At 40.4% G+C, this 22,967-nt stretch carries 20 protein-coding genes and 1 pseudogene; 20 read left to right on the top strand and 1 reads right to left on the bottom strand.

Annotated features, from left to right (window positions below):
• Position 1 precedes the first annotated feature (1 nt).
• The 9 genes from CBM15_RS01405 (at position 2) to opp4A (ending at position 9,247) form a co-directional block, all read left to right on the top strand.
• A complete protein-coding gene (locus CBM15_RS01405; protein ID WP_087615459.1) occupies positions 2-775 on the top strand; it encodes a dihydroorotate dehydrogenase electron transfer subunit in 774 nt (257 codons plus the stop codon).
• Entirely contained in the window at positions 772-1,683 is a 912-nt protein-coding gene (locus tag CBM15_RS01400; protein WP_087615458.1) for a dihydroorotate dehydrogenase, read from the top strand. The genes CBM15_RS01405 and CBM15_RS01400 overlap by 4 nt, the downstream gene beginning before the upstream one ends.
• Position 1,684: 1 nt before the next feature.
• Positions 1,685-2,392 (top strand): orotidine-5'-phosphate decarboxylase, encoded by a 708-nt coding sequence (gene pyrF / locus CBM15_RS01395; protein WP_087615457.1) that lies wholly within the window; start codon positions 1,685-1,687, stop codon positions 2,390-2,392.
• Position 2,393: 1 nt separating this feature from the next.
• Complete coding sequence (gene pyrE, locus CBM15_RS01390) at positions 2,394-3,026, top strand: orotate phosphoribosyltransferase (RefSeq protein ID WP_087615456.1); 633 nt, start codon at positions 2,394-2,396, stop codon at positions 3,024-3,026.
• Positions 3,027-3,529: 503 nt separating this feature from the next.
• Positions 3,530-4,540, top strand: coding sequence for an ABC transporter ATP-binding protein (locus CBM15_RS01385; protein ID WP_087615455.1), 1,011 nt, complete (start codon positions 3,530-3,532; stop codon positions 4,538-4,540).
• Positions 4,537-5,484 carry an ATP-binding cassette domain-containing protein gene (locus CBM15_RS01380; RefSeq protein WP_008403359.1) on the top strand — a complete coding sequence of 316 codons (948 nt, stop codon included), beginning with the start codon at positions 4,537-4,539 and terminating at the stop codon, positions 5,482-5,484. Before CBM15_RS01385 ends, CBM15_RS01380 begins: the two co-directional genes overlap by 4 nt.
• Before the next feature lies 1 nt (position 5,485).
• On the top strand, positions 5,486-6,448 hold the full coding sequence (gene opp4B, locus CBM15_RS01375; protein ID WP_008403358.1) for an oligopeptide ABC transporter permease: 963 nt from the start codon (positions 5,486-5,488) through the stop codon (positions 6,446-6,448).
• A gap of 40 nt (positions 6,449-6,488) precedes the next feature.
• Entirely contained in the window at positions 6,489-7,403 is a 915-nt protein-coding gene (locus tag CBM15_RS01370) for an ABC transporter permease (protein WP_087615454.1), read from the top strand.
• Positions 7,404-7,420: 17 nt separating this feature from the next.
• Complete coding sequence (opp4A, locus tag CBM15_RS01365; RefSeq protein WP_087615453.1) at positions 7,421-9,247, top strand: oligopeptide ABC transporter substrate-binding protein; 1,827 nt, start codon at positions 7,421-7,423, stop codon at positions 9,245-9,247.
• 51 nt (positions 9,248-9,298) lie between these two features.
• On the opposite strand, the gene CBM15_RS01360 is transcribed toward opp4A, so the two are convergent.
• Positions 9,299-10,981, bottom strand: coding sequence for an Rqc2 family fibronectin-binding protein (locus CBM15_RS01360; protein ID WP_087615452.1), 1,683 nt, complete (start codon positions 10,979-10,981; stop codon positions 9,299-9,301).
• A 491-nt stretch (positions 10,982-11,472) separates the two neighbouring features.
• Between CBM15_RS01360 and CBM15_RS01355 the strand changes: the two genes are divergently transcribed.
• From CBM15_RS01355 to pknB, 11 genes and pseudogenes are all read left to right on the top strand, one after another.
• Positions 11,473-12,348, top strand: coding sequence for a YicC/YloC family endoribonuclease (locus CBM15_RS01355; protein WP_087615451.1), 876 nt, complete (start codon positions 11,473-11,475; stop codon positions 12,346-12,348).
• Between the two features lie 16 nt (positions 12,349-12,364).
• Positions 12,365-12,982 carry a guanylate kinase gene (gmk, locus tag CBM15_RS01350; protein ID WP_008403353.1) on the top strand — a complete coding sequence of 206 codons (618 nt, stop codon included), beginning with the start codon at positions 12,365-12,367 and terminating at the stop codon, positions 12,980-12,982.
• A gap of 4 nt (positions 12,983-12,986) precedes the next feature.
• Positions 12,987-13,211, top strand: a complete 225-nt coding sequence (gene rpoZ / locus CBM15_RS01345) for a DNA-directed RNA polymerase subunit omega (protein ID WP_008403352.1) — start codon at positions 12,987-12,989, stop codon at positions 13,209-13,211.
• A gap of 89 nt (positions 13,212-13,300) precedes the next feature.
• Positions 13,301-13,846 (top strand): annotated as a pseudogene (coaBC, locus tag CBM15_RS01340) (bifunctional phosphopantothenoylcysteine decarboxylase/phosphopantothenate--cysteine ligase CoaBC); the annotation flags it as partial.
• Between the two features lie 14 nt (positions 13,847-13,860).
• Complete coding sequence (priA, locus tag CBM15_RS01335) at positions 13,861-16,269, top strand: primosomal protein N' (protein ID WP_087615449.1); 2,409 nt, start codon at positions 13,861-13,863, stop codon at positions 16,267-16,269.
• 23 nt (positions 16,270-16,292) lie between these two features.
• A complete protein-coding gene (def, locus tag CBM15_RS01330) occupies positions 16,293-16,784 on the top strand; it encodes a peptide deformylase (RefSeq protein ID WP_087615448.1) in 492 nt (163 codons plus the stop codon).
• 3 nt (positions 16,785-16,787) lie between these two features.
• On the top strand, positions 16,788-17,729 hold the full coding sequence (gene fmt, locus CBM15_RS01325) for a methionyl-tRNA formyltransferase (protein ID WP_087615447.1): 942 nt from the start codon (positions 16,788-16,790) through the stop codon (positions 17,727-17,729).
• Positions 17,726-19,087: a 16S rRNA (cytosine(967)-C(5))-methyltransferase RsmB gene (gene rsmB, locus CBM15_RS01320; RefSeq protein ID WP_087615446.1), complete on the top strand. Its 1,362-nt coding sequence runs from the start codon at positions 17,726-17,728 to the stop codon at positions 19,085-19,087. Before fmt ends, rsmB begins: the two co-directional genes overlap by 4 nt.
• A 3-nt stretch (positions 19,088-19,090) precedes the next feature.
• Positions 19,091-20,239, top strand: a complete 1,149-nt coding sequence (gene rlmN / locus CBM15_RS01315; protein ID WP_087615445.1) for a dual-specificity RNA methyltransferase RlmN — start codon at positions 19,091-19,093, stop codon at positions 20,237-20,239.
• A gap of 10 nt (positions 20,240-20,249) precedes the next feature.
• Entirely contained in the window at positions 20,250-20,996 is a 747-nt protein-coding gene (locus tag CBM15_RS01310) for a Stp1/IreP family PP2C-type Ser/Thr phosphatase (RefSeq protein ID WP_087615444.1), read from the top strand.
• A 2-nt stretch (positions 20,997-20,998) separates the two neighbouring features.
• Complete coding sequence (gene pknB, locus CBM15_RS01305) at positions 20,999-22,966, top strand: Stk1 family PASTA domain-containing Ser/Thr kinase (protein WP_087615443.1); 1,968 nt, start codon at positions 20,999-21,001, stop codon at positions 22,964-22,966.
• Position 22,967 lies beyond the last annotated feature (1 nt).

The raw sequence follows: 22,967 nt of genomic DNA, 5'->3' as shown, positions 1-22,967 counted from the left end.
AATGATTCGTCAAGAGAAAATGACAGTTGTAGCGCAAAAGCAAATTGCGACGAACATTTTCGAATTGACACTACAAGGACAACTGGTTCAGGACATGACGCCTGGCCAGTTTGTTCATGTAAAGGTGTCAAATACATTCGAACCTTTGTTGCGTCGACCAATCAGTATTGCCAATGTAGATAAAGAAAAAAATGAATTTACGATGATTTACCGTGCTGAAGGCCGTGGCACGAAATTTCTGGCAACAAACCGCGAAAATGAAATCGTGGATGTGTTAGGTCCGTTAGGGAACGGGTTTCCTGTTGAAGCGGCAAAGCCCGGCCAGACAGCGCTTTTAGTAGGAGGGGGAATTGGTGTCCCGCCACTCCATGAATTAGCGAAACAACTGAATGCGCGCGGCGTGAAAACGATCCATGTTCTAGGTTTTCAATCAGAGGATGTATGCTTCTACGAGGAACAGTTCACTGCTTTAGGCGATACTTACTATGCAACAGTAGACGGCACGAAGGGAACGAAAGGGTTTGTTACAACAGTATTTGATGAAGTAAAGCCCGAGTTCGATCTGTTTTATTCATGTGGTCCATTGCCGATGCTTCGTGCTTTAGAAGGCTATTACTCTGAAAAAGAAGGGTACCTATCCTTTGAGGAACGAATGGGCTGCGGAATCGGTGCGTGCTTTGCATGTGTATGCGATACGACAGAAGGTTATGGAAAAGACTATGTAAAAGTGTGCTCAGACGGACCAGTATTCCCGAAAGGAGTTGTGGCATTATGAGCCGATTAAACTTACAATTGCCAGGTTTGGACTTGAAAAATCCAATTATGCCCGCGTCAGGCTGCTTTGGCTTTGGACGCGAATATGCCCAGCTTTATGATTTATCAAAGCTAGGTGCTATCATGATTAAAGCAACAACAGTGGAAACGCGTAAAGGAAATCCGACACCGCGTGTAGCCGAAACATCAGCAGGCATGTTAAATGCTATCGGCCTGCAAAATCCAGGGATTGAAAAGGTAATGGGTGAAGAGCTGAAGTTTTTGGAAAGCTATGATGTCCCGGTTATTGCCAATGTTGCCGGCACGGAAGTTGCGGATTATGTGGAAGTAGCGGACCGTATTTCAAAGACCTCTAACGTAAAGGCATTAGAATTAAATATTTCTTGTCCGAATGTAAAATGCGGCGGGATTCAATTCGGGACAGATCCGGAAACAGCTAGGCAGTTAACTGCTGCTGTAAAGGCGGTTTCAAGTGTACCTGTATATGTGAAACTATCTCCGAACGTGACAAATATTGTAGACATTGCCAAAGCGGTGGAAGCAGGTGGAGCGGACGGTATAACGATGATTAATACACTTGTGGGTATGCGTTTGGACGAGCGTACTGGGAAACCTGTCATTGCAAACGGGACAGGCGGCTTATCAGGTCCCGCCATTAAACCGGTAGCTATCCGTATGGTGTATGACGTTTATAAAGCTGTGAATATTCCGATTATCGGCATGGGTGGAGTGACTTGTGCACAGGATGTGATCGATTTTATGTCTGCAGGTGCATCAGCTGTGGCAGTCGGGACAGCAAACTTTGTGGATCATTTCGTATGTCCGACAATCATCGAGGAATTACCGGTCTTGCTTGATACATTAAATGTGAAGCATATTTCAGAAATTATCGGAAGGAGCCACCGTTAATATGAATACAAAACCAATTATTGCTTTAGATTTTCCTGGTGAGAAAGAAGTTATGGGCTTTTTAGGACAATTTGAAGAAAAACTTTTCGTTAAAATCGGGATGGAACTGTATATGCAGGAAGGCCCTACTATTGTGCGAAAAGTAAAAGAACAAGGACATGATATATTTTTAGACTTAAAGCTTCATGATATCCCGAACACAGTGAAATCAGCGATGAAGGGCTTAGCAGGGCAAGGTGTAGATTTAGTGAATGTTCATGCAGCAGGTGGACGGATGATGATGGAAGGTGCATTGGAAGGCTTGGAGGCGGGTACACCAGCAGGAGCTAAAAGAGCAGCGTTAATTGCCGTTACACAACTGACTTCTACGACAGAACAGCGTATGCATGATGAACAAAAAATTGCCCTATCTTTGAAAGAATCCGTCTTACACTATGCACAGCTGACAAAACAAGCAGGCCTTCACGGTGTTGTCTGTTCTGTTCTTGAGGCACAGGCTATTCGTGAAGCATGCGGAGATGACTTTTTACGGGTAACACCGGGAATCCGTATGCTTGGTGGGGAGGCACATGATCAACAGCGTATTGCAACCCCTGATGGTGCTAAAAAAGACGGCTCATCACTTATTGTTGTAGGACGTGCCATTACAGGTGCCGTCAATCCAGTGAAAGCATATCAAGAAGTTTGTAACTTATGGGAGGCAAATTAAAATGTCATTACAAAACGAAATTGCACATGCAATGCTAAAAGTAGGAGCGGTGGAATTGAATCCGACCGATTTATTTACATGGGCTTCAGGAATTCAGTCACCAATTTACTGCGATACACGTTTAACTATTTCAGATCCAGTTATTCGCAAGCAGCTTGCCAACGGACTTTCCTCATTAATTAAAGATCATTTTTCTGACTGTGAAGTAGTGGCGGGTACTGCAACTGCGGGGATTCCTCATGCTGCCTGGGTAGCGGATATTATGCAATTGCCAATGGTTTATGTGCGTTCAAAAGCAAAAGAGCACGGCCGCGGAAACCAGATTGAAGGAAAATATGCAAAAGGTCAAAAAGTCGTTGTAATCGAGGATATCATTTCAACAGGAGGTTCGTCCATTACTGCTGTTGAAGCATTACGCAATGCAGGTTGTGAAGTGTTAGGGGTCGTATGTGTGTATACATATAATCTGCCTAAAGCGGATCAGGTGTTTGATGAAGCTGGGGTGAAATTTGTTTCCTTAACAAATTTTGATTACTTAATCGATGCAGCAAAAGAGGCATCAGCCATTCAGGAAAAGGACATTCCTTTCTTAAAAAATTGGCATCAAGATTTAAAAACAGGTAAACTGAAATAAAAAAATATTAAAAATATTCAAAAACGTGTGAAGTTATCAAAAATATACTTTACACGTTTTTGTTATAGTTATATAATTCCATTATGTGAAATATCAGTTTTTTTAATAATGAAGTTTAATGAAATGCTTTTTTATTAAACAAAGCCTAAAAGTAATTCTCGTTGTTTTATGTTGGAAAAGCGATAAATTTAATCATTAAACGTTAATTTTTAAAATAAATTATCGGAAAATTTAAACTTAAAAGAATAGTTTGCTATTGATAAATTTAAAATGTTAAATTAGAATAGTTAGAAAGTTTAATAATTGACATGTAAATATGTTTTATGGATAATTTACAATGTTAATACATAAATTAACAAACTATTAATATTTTAAAAAGACTGAGTATTAGCAAGGTTTAAATTTTTTTGAAAAGGGTATTTTATTCTATTTGGGAAAATTTAATTATAGAACGAGTTTAGCAGAGTCGAAGGTATGTTTAAGGAGAAAGGAGCGGTTATATAGTGTCTACGAATGAATTATTAGAAATCCGAAATTTACGTACGAGTTTCCGAATTAAAGATACATACTACCCAGCTGTAGACAATGTTTCGTTAACGCTTCGCAAAAATGAGATTTTAGCAATTGTTGGTGAATCAGGTTGTGGGAAAAGTACTTTGGCAACATCAGTGGTTGGGTTGCACAATTCTGTTACTACAAAAGTTGAAGGGGAAATTCTTTACAACAATCAAAACTTAGTTAAATTGACAGATGAACAGTTTAATAAGTTAAGAGGAAATGACATCGGTTTCATTTTCCAAGATCCACTTTCTGCATTAAACCCATTAATGCGTATCGGTGAGCAAATTGAGGAAGGTTTAGTTTATCATACTAAGTTAAACAAAGAACAACGTGAAAAACGGGTTATTGAATTATTGGATCAAGTAGGGATTGCGAATATGCAACGTGTTGCAAGACAATTCCCGCATCAGTTATCTGGCGGTATGCGTCAGCGTGTCATGATTGCCATCGCATTATCAGGAAAGCCTGCAATCATTATTGCGGATGAACCGACAACAGCACTCGATGTAACAATCCAAGCGCAAATTTTAGACTTATTAAAGTCACTACAAGATGAAATTCAATCAGGTATTATTTTAATTACACATGACTTAGGGGTTGTTGCTGAAGTAGCGGACCGAGTAGCCGTAATGTATGCCGGAGAAGTAATAGAGGAAGCACCTGTTGTGGAATTATTCAGAAATCCGAAGCACCCATATACAAGGTCTTTACTGAAATCAATTCCTCAAACAAACAGTGAGAATGAAAAATTAGAAATAATTCAAGGAATGGTTCCTTCTTTAATGAAGTTACCACGCCAAGGCTGCCGTTTCTCATCACGTATCCCGTGGGTTCCGCAATCAGCACATGAAGCAAATCCACAGCTTCATGAAGTTGCTCCTGGCCATCTTGTACGCTGTACTTGCTGGAAAGATTTCCATTTTGAGGATGAGGAAGGGAGCGTAAATCAATGAGTTTCATGCAAGTAGAAGATTTAAAAGTTCACTATCCGATCCGAGGTGGATTTTTTAACACAGTAGTTGACCATGTTTACGCAGTAGATGGTGTAACGATGGAATTTGATCGCGGAAAAACTTACGGTCTTGTAGGGGAATCGGGCTCAGGTAAATCGACAACCGGTAAAGCAATTATCGGGTTGGAAAAAATTACATCAGGTCGTATTCTTTATGAAGGTGAAGATGTAACAAATGCACGCCGTAAACGTGATTCAGCCTATAACCGAGATATCCAGATGATATTCCAGGATTCACATTCCAGTATGAACCCGCGTAAACGTGTATTAGATATTTTAGCAGAGCCAATTCGTAATTTCCTGAAGTTGTCTCCGCAAGAAGAGCGCAAACGTATTAATGAGCTACTGGCAATTGTAGGGATGTCAGAGGACGTACTACTTAAATACCCACACGAATTTTCTGGTGGACAAAAGCAACGTTTAGGGATTGCCCGTGCTGTTGCATGTAACCCAAAAATGATTATTGCTGATGAGCCAGTTTCGGCACTTGATTTATCCGTACAGGCACAAGTTTTAAACTTTATGAAGGATATTCAGGAACAATATGGAATTAGTTACTTATTCATCTCTCACGATTTAGGTGTTGTTCGCCATATGTGTGACCACATTTCTATTATGTATAAAGGTAGATTTGTAGAAACAGGTAAGCGTGAAGATATTTACACAAATCCGCAGCATATTTATACAAATCGTCTGCTTTCTGCAATTCCTGATATTGAGCCGGAAACACGAATCGAACGTAAGCTTGAACGTCAGCAAGTTGAAGCAGCATATCGCCAGGAACAACATAAATATTACGATAAGGATGGAAAAGTATATCCTTTAAAATCGATTTCAGACTCACATAGAGTAGCAATGTCTGAAGATGAAAAGGAGCGTGTATAGTATGTGGAAAACGATAGTTCGCCGTGTATTAATAATGATTCCGCAGCTATTTATTTTAAGTCTCCTAATTTTCATATTAGCGAAACAAATGCCAGGGGATCCATTTACAGGATTAATTACTCCTGAAACAGATCCGAATGTTATTGAAGAATTACGTGTTAAAGCAGGTTTCTATGATCCATGGTATGTACAGTACTATAACTGGATAACAAATGCAGCACAAGGTGACTTCGGTCAAAGTTATACATTTAAAAAGCCGGTTGCAGATATTATTGGGGATCGTGCTATGAACACATTATTACTTTCATTGCTTAGTGTAATTTTCCTTTATGTGCTGGCGATTCCACTAGGAGTGCTGGCTGGACGTTACCACGATTCATTTTTAGATAAATCTATTGTACTTTATAGTTTTATCTCTTATGCAATCCCTGCATTCGTACTGTATTTAATTTTCGTATTCATTTTCGGTTACCGACTGATGTGGTTCCCGACAAGTGGTACGGTGGAAATAGGGGTAGATCCAGGAACCTGGAGTTATTATTGGAGTAAATTCTACCATTTATTGTTACCGGCAGCCAGCTATGCACTGCTAGGTACGACGGGTGTCATTCAATATTTACGTTCGGAAATTATTGATGCAAAAACAATGGATTATGTTAAAACAGCACGCAGTAAAGGGATACCGATGAAGAAAGTTTATTCACGTCATATCTTCCGTAACTCTTTGTTACCGATTGCAGCGTTCTTAGGATTCACGATTACCGGTTTACTCGGTGGATCGATTTTCATTGAAACTGTATTCGCTTATCCGGGAATGGGTAAATTGTTTGTCGAATCCATTTCAAGTCGTGACTACAGTGTAATAACGGCATTAGTAATGTTATACGGCTTCTTAGCATTATTAGGTAGTCTATTATCCGATATTATCTTAAGTATAGTGGATCCGCGAATTCGCATAGACTAATCAATCAATTAATAATGACTAAGGAGAGGTGATTTTAATCATGGAAAACAAAAATGAACAGACAGTAGAAAAATTAGAATCTCAAAGCTCTCCACCAACTGGTATTCAAGTAATATGGCGAGAGTTTAAAAAAGATAAATTAGCGATGTTCTCATTAATAGGAAGTATTCTGCTAATGATTGCGATTATGATTATGGCATTCTTCACTATTGATCAGACTGAAGTAATGAAAATTCAATTATTGGAGCGCTTCACTGAACCTGGTGTCCGAGGTTATCTCCTTGGAGCCGACGAAGCCGGACGGGATATGTTTGGGCAGCTGATCATTGGCGCTAAAAACTCAATCTTGATTGCAATTGCTATTACAATTATTGCAAACGTAGTAGGTATCGGTCTTGGTATTATTATGGGGTATTACGGTGGTTTCATCGATAATTTCTTCATGCGTATTATTGATTTCTTTATTACTCTACCAACTACAATGATTATCATCGTAGTCGTAACAATCATTCCATCATACGGAATAGTAGATTTAATCTTAATTATTGCAGCGTTTCAGTGGATGTCGACGGCCAGACTTGTGCGATCCAAAGCACTTTCTGAAGCACGACGCGATTACATTAGTGCCTCCAAAACAATGGGTACAAGTGATTTCGCGATCATGTTTAAAGGATTATTGCCAAACTTAAGCTCACTGCTTATTGTCGAAGTGACATTAAGCTTTGCGGGAAATGTAGGGATCGAAACAGGTCTTTCATTCTTAGGTTTCGGTTTACCACCGTCAACACCAAGTTTAGGAACTTTAGTAAGTTATGCTATGAACCCGATAATTTTATCGAGTAAATGGTGGGTATGGTTGCCTGCATCAATATTAATTTTAGTAATGATGCTTGGTATAAATTACGTTGGTCAAGCGTTACGACGCTCTGCTGACGCAAAACAACGTTTAGGATAATAAGGGAGGAAAAACAGATGAAGAAAAAGAAGGGTTTAATGCTGTCATCAGTATTTGCTACGGCATTAGTATTAGCAGCTTGTGGAGGGGATGACGAAACGTCAACTGAAAAACCGGCTGAAAATGATGGTAAACAAACAGAAGAAAAAACAAATGAAGGCGGTTCTACTGCAGAATCTCCAACATTACCATCTGAAGTTACAAATGATGGAGATGTAATTGAAGGCGGTACATTACAATTCGCTTTAGTAACTGATTCTCCTTTCCAAGGTGTATTCTCATATGAATTATATGAAGACGGTTATGATTCAGACATTTTAGATTTCATGACAAACTCAATTTTCGAAACAGATGGTGACTTCCTTGTAACAGATGAAGGGATTGCGAAGTTAGATGTTGATGCAGATAACAACAAAGTAACAATCACTATCCAGCCTGATGAAGTAAAATGGTCTGATGGTACGCCAATGACTGTTGAAGATATCATCTATGCTTACGAAATTATCGGTCACCCGGATTATACAGGTATCCGCTATGATGACGACTTCAAAAACATCATCGGTGCTGCTGAATATAAAGCAGGTACTGCAGATACAATCTCTGGTATTAAAAAGATCGATGACAAAACAATTGAAATTTCTATGACTAAAGTTTCTCCGGCTATCTACTCTTTAGGTGACGGTTTATGGGGTTATGCAGTACCGAAACATGTGTTGAAGGATATTCCTGTTAAGGACTTAATCTCTTCTGAAGCGGTACGTAAATCTCCTGTAACTTTAGGACCGTTTAAATTAGATAAATTAGTTGACGGTGAATCTGTTCAGTTTGTAGCGAATGAGCACTACTGGAAAGGTAAACCGAAGCTGGACAAAGTAGTATTACAAGTAGTACCTTCATCTTCTATCGGTGAAGCATTACGTACAGGTAAATACGATATGGCATCTTCATATCCGACAAACCAATATGATGGCGTTAAAGATCTTGAAAACTTAACAGTATTAGCTCGTCCGGAGTTAGCATACTCTTACCTTGGCTTCAAGCTTGGTAAATGGGATGCAACTGCAAGTGTAAACATTACAGATGAAAAAGCAAAAATGAATGATGCTAACTTACGTAAGGCAATCGCTTATGCAATGGATATCGAGCAAGTAACTGAGCGTTTCTACCAAGGTTTACGTTCTCGTGCAACATCATTAATTCCGCCAGCGTTCGCTTCATTCCATGACAATTCTTTAGAAGGATTCAACTATGATCCGGAAAAAGCAAAAGCATTATTAGATGAAGCTGGATACAAAGATGTTGACGGCGACGGAATCCGTGAAGATAAAAACGGTGAAAAATTCGAAATCCGCATGGCAGGTATGTCAGGTTCTGATACTGACGAAGCAATCGTTGAATACTACCGTCAAAACTGGAAAGATGTTGGTTTAGATGTACAGTTAACAACTGGCCGTTTAATCGAGTTCAACAGCTTCTACGACAAAGTAAAAGCGGATGATCCAGAAATCGATATGTTCATGGCTGCATGGGGTACTGGTACAAACCCATCTCCACTTGGTTTATACGGTGAAGGAGCTTCATTCAACTACAGCCGTTTCGTAACACCGGAATTACAAACATTATTAGCTGATATCGATTCTAAAGATGCGGTTGACGCAGAGTACCGTGCTGATGCATTCCGTAAGTGGGAAGAATACATGTTCGAACAAGCAACAACAATTCCAACATACTTCCGTACAGAAATCATTCCAGTTAACAAACGTGTGAAAAACTACAATGTTGACTATGGAACACCAACTGAATTGCATGAAATTGAATTAACAGCTGACGCACCAATTAAATAATATCAGCAACAAAAAGCCGCTTAGAAATTTTCTAAGCGGTTTTTTCATTGTTTACTTTTTCAGTTGCATCACAATCGCTTCATCCGGTGTTACATAAAGCGTTTTTTGTTCAAAATAAATGACAAACCCTGGTTTTGCACCATTCGGTTTTTTCACATGGCGAATTTCCGTATAGTCTACCGGAACCGATGAAGAGTCGCGTGCTTTGGAAAAATAAGCACTTAATACGGCGGCTTCCGTTAATGTCTGCTCATCCGGGTTTTCCGAATGGATGACAACATGCGACCCCGGAATATCTTTCGTATGCAGCCATACTTCGCTGCGTTTTCCAATTTTGAATGTCAAATAATCATTTTGCTTATTGTTTTTGCCGACCGAAATCGAAATACCTGAAGTAGATACAAATTTTTCAGGTTCAGGTTTTGTCGCTTTCTTTTTTCGTTTAGCCTGGCGAATTCGCAGTAAACCTTGTTCTGCCAGTTCTTCGCGGATTTCTTCAATATCTTTAGTGGAGGCTTGCTGTACTTGCTGTGTTAGCATTTCCAAATAGTTGATATCTTCCGTTGCTTTTTGTTTCTGTTCTTCAATCATAACTAACGCAGTTTTTGCTTTATTGTACTTTGTGTAATAGCTTTGCGCATTTTCAATCGGTGTTTTTCTCGGGCTAATCGGTATTCTTACTGTTTCGGCGTTTTCACTGTAATAGTTTTCAACATCTACAAATTCTGCGCCTTTTTCGAAATTATAAAGATTGGCCATCAAAAGCTCACCGTAAAGTTGGAACTGCTCCAGATTTTGAGCACGTTCGAAATCTTTTTGAAGCTTTTTTTGTTTCAGCTTTAATTTATTCAATTCATTTTGCAGCCAGCGTTCAAGATCACCGGCTTGCTGTTTTACCCGGTCACGTTTTGCGCGGGCAAAAAATACACGATCAAGCAGTTCGCCAAGTGTACCATAATTTGTAACAGCACCTGATAAATGAGTTAGCGCTGTTGGCGAGAAGTAGATTTTTCCTTCCTGCTCAACATAGGTCGGGTTTGCACTCGTTGCAATTTCATTCATCAGCTGTCTGCAAGCAGTAACAGCATCAGTTGTTGTGATACGGTGCAGCAATTCATTTGCATGCAATGGAGAGAAACCGGCAAACTGTTCGACAATGTCTTTAGCGGTTAGTTGTTTTGAGAAAACCTCTTTCAACTCAACATCCGATAAACTTGTCAGTGCAATTTTTTGTTGTTGGGGCGGTGCGACATACTGCTGCCCCGGTAAAACAGTCCGGAAGCTGTTCATCGATGGCGGCAAATGTTTTATGCTATCGATAATTACATCGTTTTTAGCATCGATTAGCAGCAAGTTACTATGACGCCCCATAATTTCAATGACGAGCTTTCGCTTTACCGCATCGCCGATTTCATTTTTACTGTCAATTTCAAAAGTGATTACCCGTTCAAAGCCGTCCTGAATGACAGATGAAATAAAGCCTCCTTCAATATGTTTGCGTAACAGCATACAAAACATTGGCGGATCTGCCGGATTTTCAATCGATTGATCTGTTATGTGAACACGGGAATATGAAGGGTGAATAGAAAATAATAGTTTACTATTTTGGCCTGCTGCACGAATTTGCAATACAACTTCAAGTGCATTCGGCTGATAAATTTTTGTAATACGTCCGGAAGTCAAGCTTTGTAGTTCCTTGCTCATCGAACGAGTAAATAGTCCGTCAAATGCCATCTTTATGCCTCTTTCATTAAATAAGTTCTTTGATTGTTTTATCATACCATTTTTTCGTTCAAACCTGTAGTTATCGCATATTACTATATAAGAAGTAAATTTCCGTCTTTATATGGGGAGTTGATTTCCATTCCGGGTCGGACGCTTTCCGCGGGCACGGCCTGAGGCCAACACGATGTTGGTCACAAAAGCGTTGCCACAGGACGTGGCGTTCTTAGCTTTTGTTCTTAAGTCTCAGGCGTCGTGCTGTTCCCGCAGGAAACGCAGTTTGTAGCGAAAGGCGTTAGCCGTCAGCTACACTCGCCTCCCCTCCATTTCAATCAACGCGTTTAATTTAGAGACTTCCACTTAAACAAATATTGATAATTAAAAAGTATTTTATTACATCCTATCTATGATAAAATATATATTTGGATAATAGACGTTAACGCAAAATCGATAACACATATGCTATAATTGAAACAATTAAGTAAAGAAGGATGTGACGAACCTTGGTACGTAGTATGACCGGATTCGGCAGGGGGGTCACAACAACGAAACACTTTCAACTCACTGTTGAAATTCGTGCTGTGAATCATCGTTTTTTAGAAATTAATACAAAGTTTCCAAAAGAATGGATGGAATCTGAAGTAGTAGCAAAAAAAATGTTGTCGGATGCAGTTTCTCGTGGGAAAATAGATGTTATCATTTTTCTGAAGGAGCTCCATGACACTGAACAGACGATTCAAATCAATTGGTCACTGCTCAATGCTTTTCTCCAGGCAAAAAGGGAATTGTCACAAACTGTTCCGATGGAGGAAAAGTGGACAATGCAGGAGATTGTGAGTTTGGACCAAGTGTTGCAGGTTGAAAAAATTGAGTTCATGCAAGATGAAATCATAGAAGCTGTAAAAAATGCATTGGCAGAAGCGATTCAAAACCTCATTGCGATGCGTGATCGTGAAGGCCAAGGACTGCAGCAAGTGATGCTACAGTACAAAAAAGACCTTGAAGCGCAAATTGCTGAAATACGCCACTATGCACCGCTCGCAGTTGAAAAATATCGTGAACGTTTAATGAGCCGTTTAGAAGAAGTGGCAAGCGGTCAAACGTTGGATGATCGTTTACTTACGGAAGTTGCGATTTATGCAGAGCGAATCGATATTACAGAAGAGCTTGACCGGTTGGATAGCCATTTCAATCAGTTGTCAGAAACATTAAATGAAAACATTGCGATTGGACGCAAGCTTGATTTCATTATGCAGGAAATGAACCGGGAAATTAATACAATCGGTTCAAAAAATCAGTCAACCCAATGTTCAGCTGCAGTTGTACAGGCAAAGACGATTTTGGAAAAAATGCGTGAACAAGTTCAAAATATTGAATGATATAAAGGAGTTACTTATGAAAAAACAACGTGGGTTATTAATTGTTTTATCTGGTCCATCAGGTGTTGGTAAAGGGACAGTTCGTAAAGAGCTCTTTTCACAGCCAGATACAAATTACGAATATTCGATTTCAATGACAACGCGTAATCCTCGCGAAGGAGAAGAAGATGGTGTAGACTATTTCTTTAGAACACGTGAGGAATTCGAATCGTTAATTGAGCAAGGAGGCTTACTGGAACATGCAGAATTTGTCGGCAATTATTACGGTACACCACTTGCATATGTACATGAAACGCTAGAAGCAGGACGCGATGTATTTTTGGAAATTGAAGTACAAGGAGCAGCACAAATTCGTGAAAAAGCACCAGATGCGTTGTTTATCTTTTTAGCACCACCAAGCATTACGGAACTGGAACAACGATTAGTTGGTCGTGGTACGGAAACTGAAGATGTAATCGCCCGTCGTATCGCTACTGCACGTGAAGAAGTCGAAATGATGAGTTTATATGATTATGTTGTAGAAAACGACCAAGTTCAAAATGCATGTGATAAAATAAATGCTATCATAGTAGCAGAGCACTGCCGCCGTGAACGTGTGGAAAAACGCTATTTGTCAATGTTGAGAGGAGAATGAAACCATGTTATATCCATCAGTAGATAAGTTAAAAAAACAAATTGATTCTAAGTATTCTTTAGTGAGCTTAGCTTCAAAACGTGCGCGCCAAATGCAAGAAGAGGGCGGCGAGCACTTAAGCTCATACGTTTCTTACAAACCAGTAGGAAAAGCATTGGAAGAAGTAGCTGCCGGAAAGCTTCGCAAAGTTCAACAAGACGCTTCAACTGTTTACGAAGACGAAATCTAGTTGGTAATTTACTAAAAGAATACTCCCTGAGTAGAAGCTCCCTAAGAATTTTTCTTTGGGAGCTTATCCTTTGAAAGGACGGTAAAATAATGAAAAAAAACAATATACTATTGTGTGTGTCGGGTGGAATTGCTGTATATAAAGCGGTAGCGTTAGTAAGCAAACTGTCTCAGGCAGGCTTCAATGTAAAAGTGATCATGACTGCTTCTGCACAAAAGTTCGTTACCCCTTTAAGCTTCCAGGTGATGTCTAAAAATGATGTGTTTTTTGATACGTTCGATGAAAAAGATTCCAATGTCATTGCCCATATTGATCTGGCGGATTGGGCAGATTTAATTATCGTAGCTCCTGCAACAGCCAATATGATTGCCAAAATGGCACATGGAATGGCGGATGATATGGTAACAACAACATTACTTGCAACGACTGCACCTGTTTGGGTGGCACCGGCGATGAATGTACATATGTATGAACATCCGGCCGTTTTACGGAATATTGCACAACTTCACGAAGATGGCATCCGCTTTATCGAACCGTCTGAAGGATTTTTGGCATGCGGCTATGTAGGGAAAGGTCGTCTGGAAGAGCCGGAAAAAATTACGGTACTCGTAGAAAAGCATTTCCGTGAGCAATCAGGAAGCGATGGACAATGAGATTTGCACAAGTAATCGTCGATGTTTCCGCATATCCGGTTGACCGTCCTTTCGACTATTTAATACCGGAAGATTGGGAAGAGCTGATTGACATAGGATGTCGTGTAAAAGTCCCATTCGGACCGCGCAATGTGCTTGGTTTTGTCGTCGGCATTGTAGCCGAATCAGACGTTCCGGTTGAAAAAATAAAGCCGATTTCAGAAATACTCGATTTGGAATCCATTTTGACTGAGGAAATGCTGAGCTTGGCAAAATGGCTGAAGCATCAAACAATCTGTTATGAAATTGATGCATTACAAGTAATGCTGCCGGGTGCTTTGCGGGCCAAGTATGAGAAGTATGCTGTCTTGCTAGGCGAAGTGCCGCAATTACCTCAAATGCTGCAGCCTTACTTCGAGAGAGCCGTAAAAGTGAATTTAGCCCAATTTGAAAAGGCAAATTTATTAAAACCTTTAAAACGGGCAGTAAAAGACGGTCTTGTCAATATTGAAAATGAAGTGAAACAAAAAGGCCAAGTGAAACAAGTACGTAAAGTGCAAATTTATTCCCGTGAACAAATAGAAGAAGTGATAGGACAAATGGGAAAACGGGCACCAAAGCAGCTGGCATTGATGGAATGGATGCAAGACCATGCTGGAGCCATCGTTTTACCGGAACAAATATATGAAGCCGTTCAAGTGACAAGCAGTGTATTAAACAGTGTCATTGAAAAAGGGGCAGCAGCGTATATACAAGAGGAAGTTTACCGTGATCCGTTTACAAAGGAAGTCGTAAAAACAGACTTTTTACAATTAACAGATGAGCAAGACGAGGCACTGAAAAAAATTACGGAAGCCATAGATGAAAAACGTCAAGAGACCTTTCTCCTTCACGGCATTACAGGCAGCGGCAAAACAGAGGTGTATCTACAGGCAATCCAGCGCACAATTGCAGACGGGAAAGAAGCGATTGTACTCGTACCTGAAATATCATTGACACCACAAATGACGGAGCGCTTTAAATCACGTTTCGGTGACGAAGTGGCGGTTATGCATAGCGGATTGTCTGTCGGTGAAAAGTATGATGAATGGCGGAAAGTGCAGCAAGGAAAAGTAAAGGTAGTAGTAGGTGCACGATCAGCTATTTTTGCACCTTTTAAAAATCTCGGTCTGCTTATTTTAGATGAGGAACATGAGTCAACATACAAGCAGGAAGATTCGCCTCGCTATCATGCACGGGATGTCGCGATATGGCGCGGAAATTATTATAATTGTCCGGTTATTTTAGGAAGTGCGACACCTGCATTAGAATCGTTTGCACGTGCGAAAAAAGGTGTATATACGTTACTGACATTGTCACAGCGGGCAAAAAATCAGGCATTGCCTACCGTTCAGATTATCGATATGCGGGAACAGCTGCAGGCAGGAAACCGTTCGATGTTTTCTGAACCGCTTATGGAAGCATTAAGGGATCGTCTCGATAAAAAAGAACAGACCGTCCTATTTTTAAATCGCCGCGGCTACTCATCGTTTGTATTATGCAGGGATTGCGGGACAACAGTGCAATGTCCGAACTGTGATATTTCGTTGACGTATCACCGCTATCAGGAAAAGCTGAAATGCCATTATTGCGGTCATGATGAATATATACCGGAAACATGTCCTGAATGCCTAAGTGAAAACATCCGTTATTTCGGTACCGGTACACAAAAGGTTGAAGAAGAGATTCATAAGCTGTTTCCGGAAGCACGTGTCATGCGGATGGATGTCGATACGACAAAACAAAAAGGGGCACATGAAAAAATGCTCGATGCGTTCGGCCGAGGGGAAGCGGATATTCTGCTCGGGACGCAAATGATCGCAAAAGGACTTGATTTCCCGAATATTACATTAGTCGGGGTATTGAGCGCTGATACATCGCTTCATTTACCGGACTACCGTGCAGCGGAAAAAACGTTCCAGCTCATGACGCAAGTAAGTGGCCGAGCAGGACGCCACAATAAACTTGGCGAAGTATATATCCAAACTTATACACCGGAGCATTATGCAATCCAGCTATCAAAAGATCAGCATTATACACCGTTTTACGAGCGCGAAATGCATACAAGACACATTGCAGGATATCCGCCTTATTATTATATTGCGCTTATTCAAGTGTCCCATGAAGACGTCATGTTTGCTGCAGAATATGCCGGACGTGTTGCCGAGTATTTGCGGTCCAATTTATCATTTAATGTTTCCGTTATCGGACCGACCACTGCCAGCATCGCTCGTCTCCAAAATAGATATCGTTATCAATGTTTGATAAAATATAAAGTAGAGCCAAATTTAATCCCGGTTCTTTTACAGCTAATAAAACTGTATCGTTCGGAATGGATTAAAAAAGGCATTGTGTTAACAGTTGATTTAGATCCGACAATGATCTAATGCATATAGAAAGAGGTATTGAAATGGCAATTAAAGAAGTTGTAAAAAACCCGGCGAAAATACTATCAAAAAAAACGAAAGAAATTGAAGTAATCGATGAAAATATCATTCAACTTTTAGATGATTTATATGACACGATGGTAGAAAATGATGGTGTAGGAATTGCTGCACCTCAAATTAATGTTGATTTACGAGTAGCAATCGTTGAATTAGGTGAAGATATTTTAGAAATGATCAATCCGATCGTACTTGAAACACGTGGAGAAGAAGAAGATGTGGAAGGGTGTTTAAGTTTCCCCGACCTATTTGGCATGGTAAAGCGCCCAACTTACGTAAAAATCGAAGCATCCGACCGTGAAGGACGTATTTATGAACTGGAAGCTGAAGACTTTGAAGCACGCTGTATTTTACATGAAATCGATCATTTAGATGGCGTTTTATTTGATTCGAAAATGACGCGTGTATTAACTGAGGAAGAATTAGAAGAGCTATACGCGGACGTTGAGGAGGAATAATCGATGACAAAAATCGTATTTATGGGAACACCTGCCTTTTCAGCGCCAATTTTGCGTATGCTTCATGAAGAAGGCTATGACATCGCAGCAGTTGTTACACAGCCGGATCGTCCAGTTGGGCGTAAAAAAGTATTAACGCCGCCACCTGTAAAAGAAGAAGCACTACGACTAGGCTTACCGGTTATTCAGCCTGAAAAGCTGCGCGGTTCACAGGAGCTGGAAGAAATTTTGGCGTTAAATGCGGATATTGTCGTAACAGCGGCATTTGGACAGATTTTGCCGAAAGAACTGCTTGAAGCACCTCGATTAGGTTGTATTAATGTCCACGCATCATTATTACCTGCATATCGAGGCGGTGCACCAATTCATCAGGCAATTATCGATGGACAGGCAACAACGGGTGTAACGATTATGTATATGGCGGAAAAACTGGATGCCGGGGATATTATTTCACAACGGGAAATTGCCATTGAAGATACAGACAATACAGGTACAATGTTTGATAAATTAAGTGCAGTAGGTCGTGAACTATTAAAAGAAACAATGCCATCGATTATCGACGGAACAAATGCCCGAATTCCACAGGATGAATCACTCGTAACATTTGCGCGCAATATTAGCCGTGAGCAGGAGTTGATTGATTGGAATAGTGAAGCGCGTGCATTGTATAATCAAGTGCGTGGATTACACCCTTGGCCTGTTGCCTATACGACATTTGAAGGGGCAAACTTTAAAGTCTGGGCAGCAAAGGTTGGGGAAACTGCAACAAATGCTGCACCGGGAGAAGTCGTAAAAATTGAAAAAGATCATTTTGAAGTAGCGACAGGCGATGGCAGTACATTGGCGCTGTATGATGTACAACCAGCAGGGAAGAAACGCATGACAGCAGAAGAGTTTTTACGTGGTACGGGCTCGAAATTACAGATTGGGGACCGTTTTGAATGAGTAAAAAGAAACAAGTAATTTGGGACGGTAATGTGCGGGATGCCGCTTTAACGATTTTACTGACGATCGATAAAAGCCAGGCATACAGTAATTTATTATTACACCAAACGATTGAAAAATATAAAATCGATGCGAAAGACCGCGGCCTTTTAACAGAGCTCACATATGGAACATTGCAGCATAAACTGACACTGGATTATTATCTGGAGCCATTTATTCGCGGAAAAGTGGATATTTGGGTGCGCTGGCTGTTGCGTATGTCGCTCTATCAAATGCAGTATTTAACACGTATTCCTGCACACGCCGCTGTCAATGAAGCAGTGGAAATTGCAAAACGACGAGGCCATAAAGGGATTGCCTCAATGGTAAATGGTATTTTACGTTCAATTTTACGTGAAGGTGTTCGTTCAACCGATTTAATAGAAGATGCAAATGAGCGTCTGGCAATCGAAACGAGCCACCCGCAATGGCTGGTCGATCGATGGGTTGAAAGCTACGGCTATGATAAAACACGTGAAATGCTGCTTGAAAATAATATTGCACCATTGCAGACAGTACGTGTCAACACGACGAAAGCAACTGTTGAACAAGTATTGACAACGCTTGAACGTGAAGGTGTAAAAGCGCGCCGCAGTGAATATATACCTGAATGTCTGCATCTTGAAAGCGGGCAGGCTGCACGTACGGGAGCGTTCCGAAATGGGCTTATTACGATTCAGGATGAAAGCTCGATGCTGCCGGCAAAAGTGCTGAATCCGCAGCCAGGTATGAAAGTACTTGATATGTGTGCAGCACCAGGAGGGAAAACAACGCATCTTGCTGAAGTTATGAAAAACGAAGGCTCGATTTTAGCGACCGATCTTCATCCGAAAAAATTGGATTTAATCGAAGAGAATGTTGCGCGTCTAGGATTGAATATTATCGAAACAGCCCCGCTTGACGGAAGAAAAGCAGCAGGCTTCCTACAAAAGGAAGGCTATGATGCGATTCTGGTTGACGCACCTTGCTCAGGTTTGGGCGTAATGCGACGCAAGCCGGATATTAAATATACAAAGCGAGAAGAAGATTTAGAGAGCCTGCAAACAATTCAGCTTTCGATTTTAAATAATGCAGTCCAGCTATTAAAGCAAGACGGACGATTAGTGTATTCAACGTGCACAGTAGACCGTAGTGAAAATGAAGGTACGGTACAAGCCTTCTTAAAAGAGCACCCTGAAATGAACTTGGTGCCGATTGAAAATTTACCAACACAACTAGAAGCGAAGCAACAGGACGGGATGCTGCAAGTATTCCCGCAAGATATAGGCAGTGACGGATTTTTCGTAGCTGCATTCGTAAAAAAAGGAGCGTCCAATTAACTAATGGAGCAAGAACAATTAAAACAATTTGATGAACGAATTCAGGATTTAGTGGAAGAAACAGCAGATAAACCGGTACGTCGTGCGAAGAAAGAAAAGCCACAGTTAAAACCTTCTGTCTACTCATTACGTCTAGATGAAATGAAGGAATGGCTGACAGCAAATGGAGAAAAGGCTTTCCGGGCAGCGCAAATTTATGAATGGCTTTATGAAAAGCGTGTCCAAACATTTGAAGAAATGTCAAACTTGCCGAAAGCATTGCGTGAAAAACTTGAGGCCGAGTTTGCATTAACGACACTATCGACAATTATTAAACAAGAATCAAAAGATGGCACGATCAAGTTTTTATTCCAGCTGCAAGACGGCTATTCAATTGAAACTGTATTGATGCGCCATGATTACGGTAATTCAATTTGTGTAACGACACAAGTAGGCTGCCGTATCGGTTGTACATTCTGTGCATCTACGTTAGGTGGCTTGAAACGTCATTTAATGGCGGGTGAAATTGTTGAGCAGGTCGTAAAAGTTCAGCAACAGCTTGACGCAACAGAAGAGCGTGTATCTTCAATTGTTATCATGGGAATCGGTGAGCCGTTTGACAACTACGATGCGATGATGAACTTCCTTAAAATTATGAACGATGACAAAGGATTAAATATTGGGGCCCGTCATATTACGGTTTCGACTTCGGGAATTGTACCGAAAATCTATGAATTTGCAGATGAAGGCATGCAAATTAACTTTGCGGTTTCTCTTCACGCACCGAACCAAGAGGCCCGTCAGAAATTAATGCCGATTGCCAAAGCATATAAATTAGAAGAGTTGATGGAAGCAGTAAAATACTATACGAAGAAAACAGGGCGTCGTGTTACATTTGAATACGGTTTAATGTCAGGTCAAAATGATACAGAAGAAGTAGCAATGGAACTGGCAAAGCTAATCAAAAATATTAAATGTCATGTTAACTTAATTCCGATTAACTACGTGCCGGAACGTGATTATATTCGTACATCACGCAGTAAAATTTTTGCTTTTGAAAGAACGCTTAAGGAGCAAGGTATTAACGTAACAATCCGCCGTGAGCAAGGTGCAGATATTGCAGCTGCATGTGGCCAGTTACGTGCACAAGAACGATCACACGAAACAAAGTAGGTGGACTATAGTGAACTTTACAGTGGAAAGTGATATTGGGTTAAAGCGAAAAATAAATGAAGATCGGGCCGCGTTTTTTGAGCGCCCCGATCATTTTAAGCTTGCGATTTTAGCAGATGGTATGGGTGGTCATAATGCTGGTGATGTAGCGAGTGAAATGGTTATTACCGAAATGCATGCACTCTTTAAACAGGAAAATGCAGAAAATTTTGCAACTAAACAGTTAAAGCTGGAATGGTTGCGTAATGCGGTGTCACATATTAATCAAAAAATATATCATTACTCATTAACACATGAAAATTGTCAAGGTATGGGTACGACAATGATCGCTGTGTTGCTTGATAAGAATGATTGCACGATAAGCCATGTTGGCGACAGTCGTGTATACCATATTACAAACGAAACAGTAAAGTTAGTAACAAGAGATCATTCTTATGTAAATATTTTATTGGAAAATGGAGAGATTAGTGAAGAAGAGGCACAAAATCATCCTCAACGGAACTTTATTTTAAAAGCACTCGGTACAGAAATTTCGATTGAACCTGATTTTTATGAAATCACTCTATCAAATGAGGCCTTTTTACTCATTTGTTCCGACGGGTTAAGTAATAAACTGTCTACAGAGGAAATGGGTAAGATTATTACTACACAGGTTTCCGTTCAGGAAAAAGGAAAAAAATTAGTCCAATTAGCAAATGAGCGTGGTGGAGAAGATAATATTTCCCTTATCTTAATGACAACGGTGCAGGAGGTGTAACAATGCTAGTAGGAAAACATATAAGTGGCCGTTATAAAATTTTAAAATTAATTGGCGGAGGCGGTATGTCAAATGTATATTTGGCACACGACATTATTTTAAGCCGTGACGTCGCAATTAAAATATTGCGTTATGATTTATCGAATGAAGAAGAATTGCACCGTCGTTTCCAGCGTGAAGCATTGTCTGCAACAAGTTTGACTAATCCAAATATCGTAAGCATCTATGATGTTGGCGAAGATGGGGATATGCACTATATTGTCATGGAATACATTAAAGGGAAAACATTAAAACAATACATACAAGAGTTTTCACCTTTATCTGCAGCGCGTAGTGCCCATATAATGAAGCAGCTTACATCGGCAATTGCCCATGCACATGAAAACGGAATTATTCATCGAGATATAAAGCCTCAAAATATATTGATGGACGAAGAAGGAAATGTGAAAATCACTGATTTCGGGATTGCGACATCGCTTGGAGCAACAAGCTTCACGCAAACGAACTCAGTCATCGGAACAGTCCATTATTTATCGCCGGAGCAGGCACGCGGCGGTGTAGCAACGATGAAGTCCGATATATATGCACTTGGAATCGTTTTTTATGAGCTTTTAACAGGTGAATTGCCATTTTCAGGGGAATCTGCTGTATCTATTGCGTTAAAGCATCTGCAGGCGGAAACACCTTCCGTACGTGAATTCGATGCAAGCATTCCGCAAAGCGTGGAAAATATCGTATTAAAGGCAACAGCAAAAGATCAAAACCACCGCTACAGCAATGCAGAAGAGATGGAAGAAGATTTAAATACATGTTTATCATTACAACGGGTGAATGAACCTAAATTTATGCCGCCGGTTGATAATGGGGCGACAAAGCTAATGCCAATTATAAAAGATCCGAAGCCTGTACCTGTCCCGGTTCAGGAGCCATCTACCGGCATTACGGAACAGACAGTCCGGATCGATTCAAAACAGCCTGCAGAGGAAGAACCGAAGCCGCTAAAGCCAAAAAAGAAAAAGAAAAAGTGGCCGCTTATCGTTGGTCTATTAGTTCTTTTAGCAATTGGTGCAGTAGTAGCAGCTGTTCTTTTAACACCAAATAGAGTAGTCATAGAAGATGTGACAGATATGACGGTTGAAGAAGCGATTCGAATTTTAGAAGAGCAAGGTTTCGTTATTGGCGAACAAGAGGAACGCAACAATGAAGAAATTGAATCCGGAAATATCATTGAAACGAATCCGCAAGCAGGTCGGGAACGTGATAAAGGAACTACGGTGGATTTAATCGTCAGTATCGGTAAGGAATTGACAAAGATGGAGGATTTCGTCGGTAAACAGCGTGATGAAGTAATCGATGAGTTAGAAGAATATAATAGCTATGATTTTAGAGAGGAATATTCTTCAGAGCATGCAGCGGGCGAGATTATCGGTCAAACACCGGAAGCCGGAGAGGAAATTCACGTCAATGAGACAGATGTTGTATTAACAGTTAGTAGAGGACAGGAACAAGTAACGGTGCGGGACTTGATGGCGTTTAATGATGCGAACCGTTCAGAATATGAAAAAAGCTCAGGTTTTAAAGTGAATGTAACTGGTGAAGAATATTCGGATAAACCGGCTGGTGAAGTAATCAGTCAAACACCAAAAGCAGGCACGAAGCTTGAAAAAGGTGGCACAATTAATGTCGTCATCTCAAAAGGACCAAAAGCAAAACAGGAAAAGTTCTATACAAAAACAATTGAAATTCCGTACGAGCCTTTTGAAGAAGGGATTGAGCAAGAGGTCTCCATTTACATTCAAGACAAAACACGTACAATGGCAGAGCCTGTAGAAAAGTTAACAATTAATGAAGATACTTTATATACAATTAAGCTGGTCATCGTTGAAGGGGACAAAGCAGCCTATCAGATTGTACGGGATAACAATGTAATCGAAAATAAAACAATTACGTATGAAGAATTGGCGGAATAAG

The organism is Solibacillus kalamii (genome assembly GCF_002174535.1).
In the GTDB taxonomy this organism is placed as follows: Bacteria; Bacillota; Bacilli; order Bacillales_A; family Planococcaceae; genus Solibacillus; species Solibacillus silvestris.
Note: the sequence above shows the minus strand (reverse complement) of the source record. Positions and strands in the feature narration are given on the sequence as shown.

Coding starts and splice junctions, on each gene's coding strand:
- def (WP_087615448.1), top strand. CDS start 16,293: ATGGCAATTAAAGAAGTTGTAAAAAACCCGGCGAAAATACTATCAAAA.
- CBM15_RS01405 (WP_087615459.1), top strand. CDS start 2: ATGATTCGTCAAGAGAAAATGACAGTTGTAGCGCAAAAGCAAATTGCG.
- rpoZ (WP_008403352.1), top strand. CDS start 12,987: ATGTTATATCCATCAGTAGATAAGTTAAAAAAACAAATTGATTCTAAG.
- CBM15_RS01370 (WP_087615454.1), top strand. CDS start 6,489: ATGGAAAACAAAAATGAACAGACAGTAGAAAAATTAGAATCTCAAAGC.
- opp4B (WP_008403358.1), top strand. CDS start 5,486: ATGTGGAAAACGATAGTTCGCCGTGTATTAATAATGATTCCGCAGCTA.
- pyrE (WP_087615456.1), top strand. CDS start 2,394: ATGTCATTACAAAACGAAATTGCACATGCAATGCTAAAAGTAGGAGCG.
- pknB (WP_087615443.1), top strand. CDS start 20,999: ATGCTAGTAGGAAAACATATAAGTGGCCGTTATAAAATTTTAAAATTA.
- fmt (WP_087615447.1), top strand. CDS start 16,788: ATGACAAAAATCGTATTTATGGGAACACCTGCCTTTTCAGCGCCAATT.
- rlmN (WP_087615445.1), top strand. CDS start 19,091: ATGGAGCAAGAACAATTAAAACAATTTGATGAACGAATTCAGGATTTA.
- CBM15_RS01380 (WP_008403359.1), top strand. CDS start 4,537: ATGAGTTTCATGCAAGTAGAAGATTTAAAAGTTCACTATCCGATCCGA.
- gmk (WP_008403353.1), top strand. CDS start 12,365: ATGAAAAAACAACGTGGGTTATTAATTGTTTTATCTGGTCCATCAGGT.
- CBM15_RS01360 (WP_087615452.1), bottom strand. CDS start 10,981: ATGGCATTTGACGGACTATTTACTCGTTCGATGAGCAAGGAACTACAA.
- pyrF (WP_087615457.1), top strand. CDS start 1,685: ATGAATACAAAACCAATTATTGCTTTAGATTTTCCTGGTGAGAAAGAA.
- opp4A (WP_087615453.1), top strand. CDS start 7,421: ATGAAGAAAAAGAAGGGTTTAATGCTGTCATCAGTATTTGCTACGGCA.
- CBM15_RS01400 (WP_087615458.1), top strand. CDS start 772: ATGAGCCGATTAAACTTACAATTGCCAGGTTTGGACTTGAAAAATCCA.
- priA (WP_087615449.1), top strand. CDS start 13,861: ATGAGATTTGCACAAGTAATCGTCGATGTTTCCGCATATCCGGTTGAC.
- rsmB (WP_087615446.1), top strand. CDS start 17,726: ATGAGTAAAAAGAAACAAGTAATTTGGGACGGTAATGTGCGGGATGCC.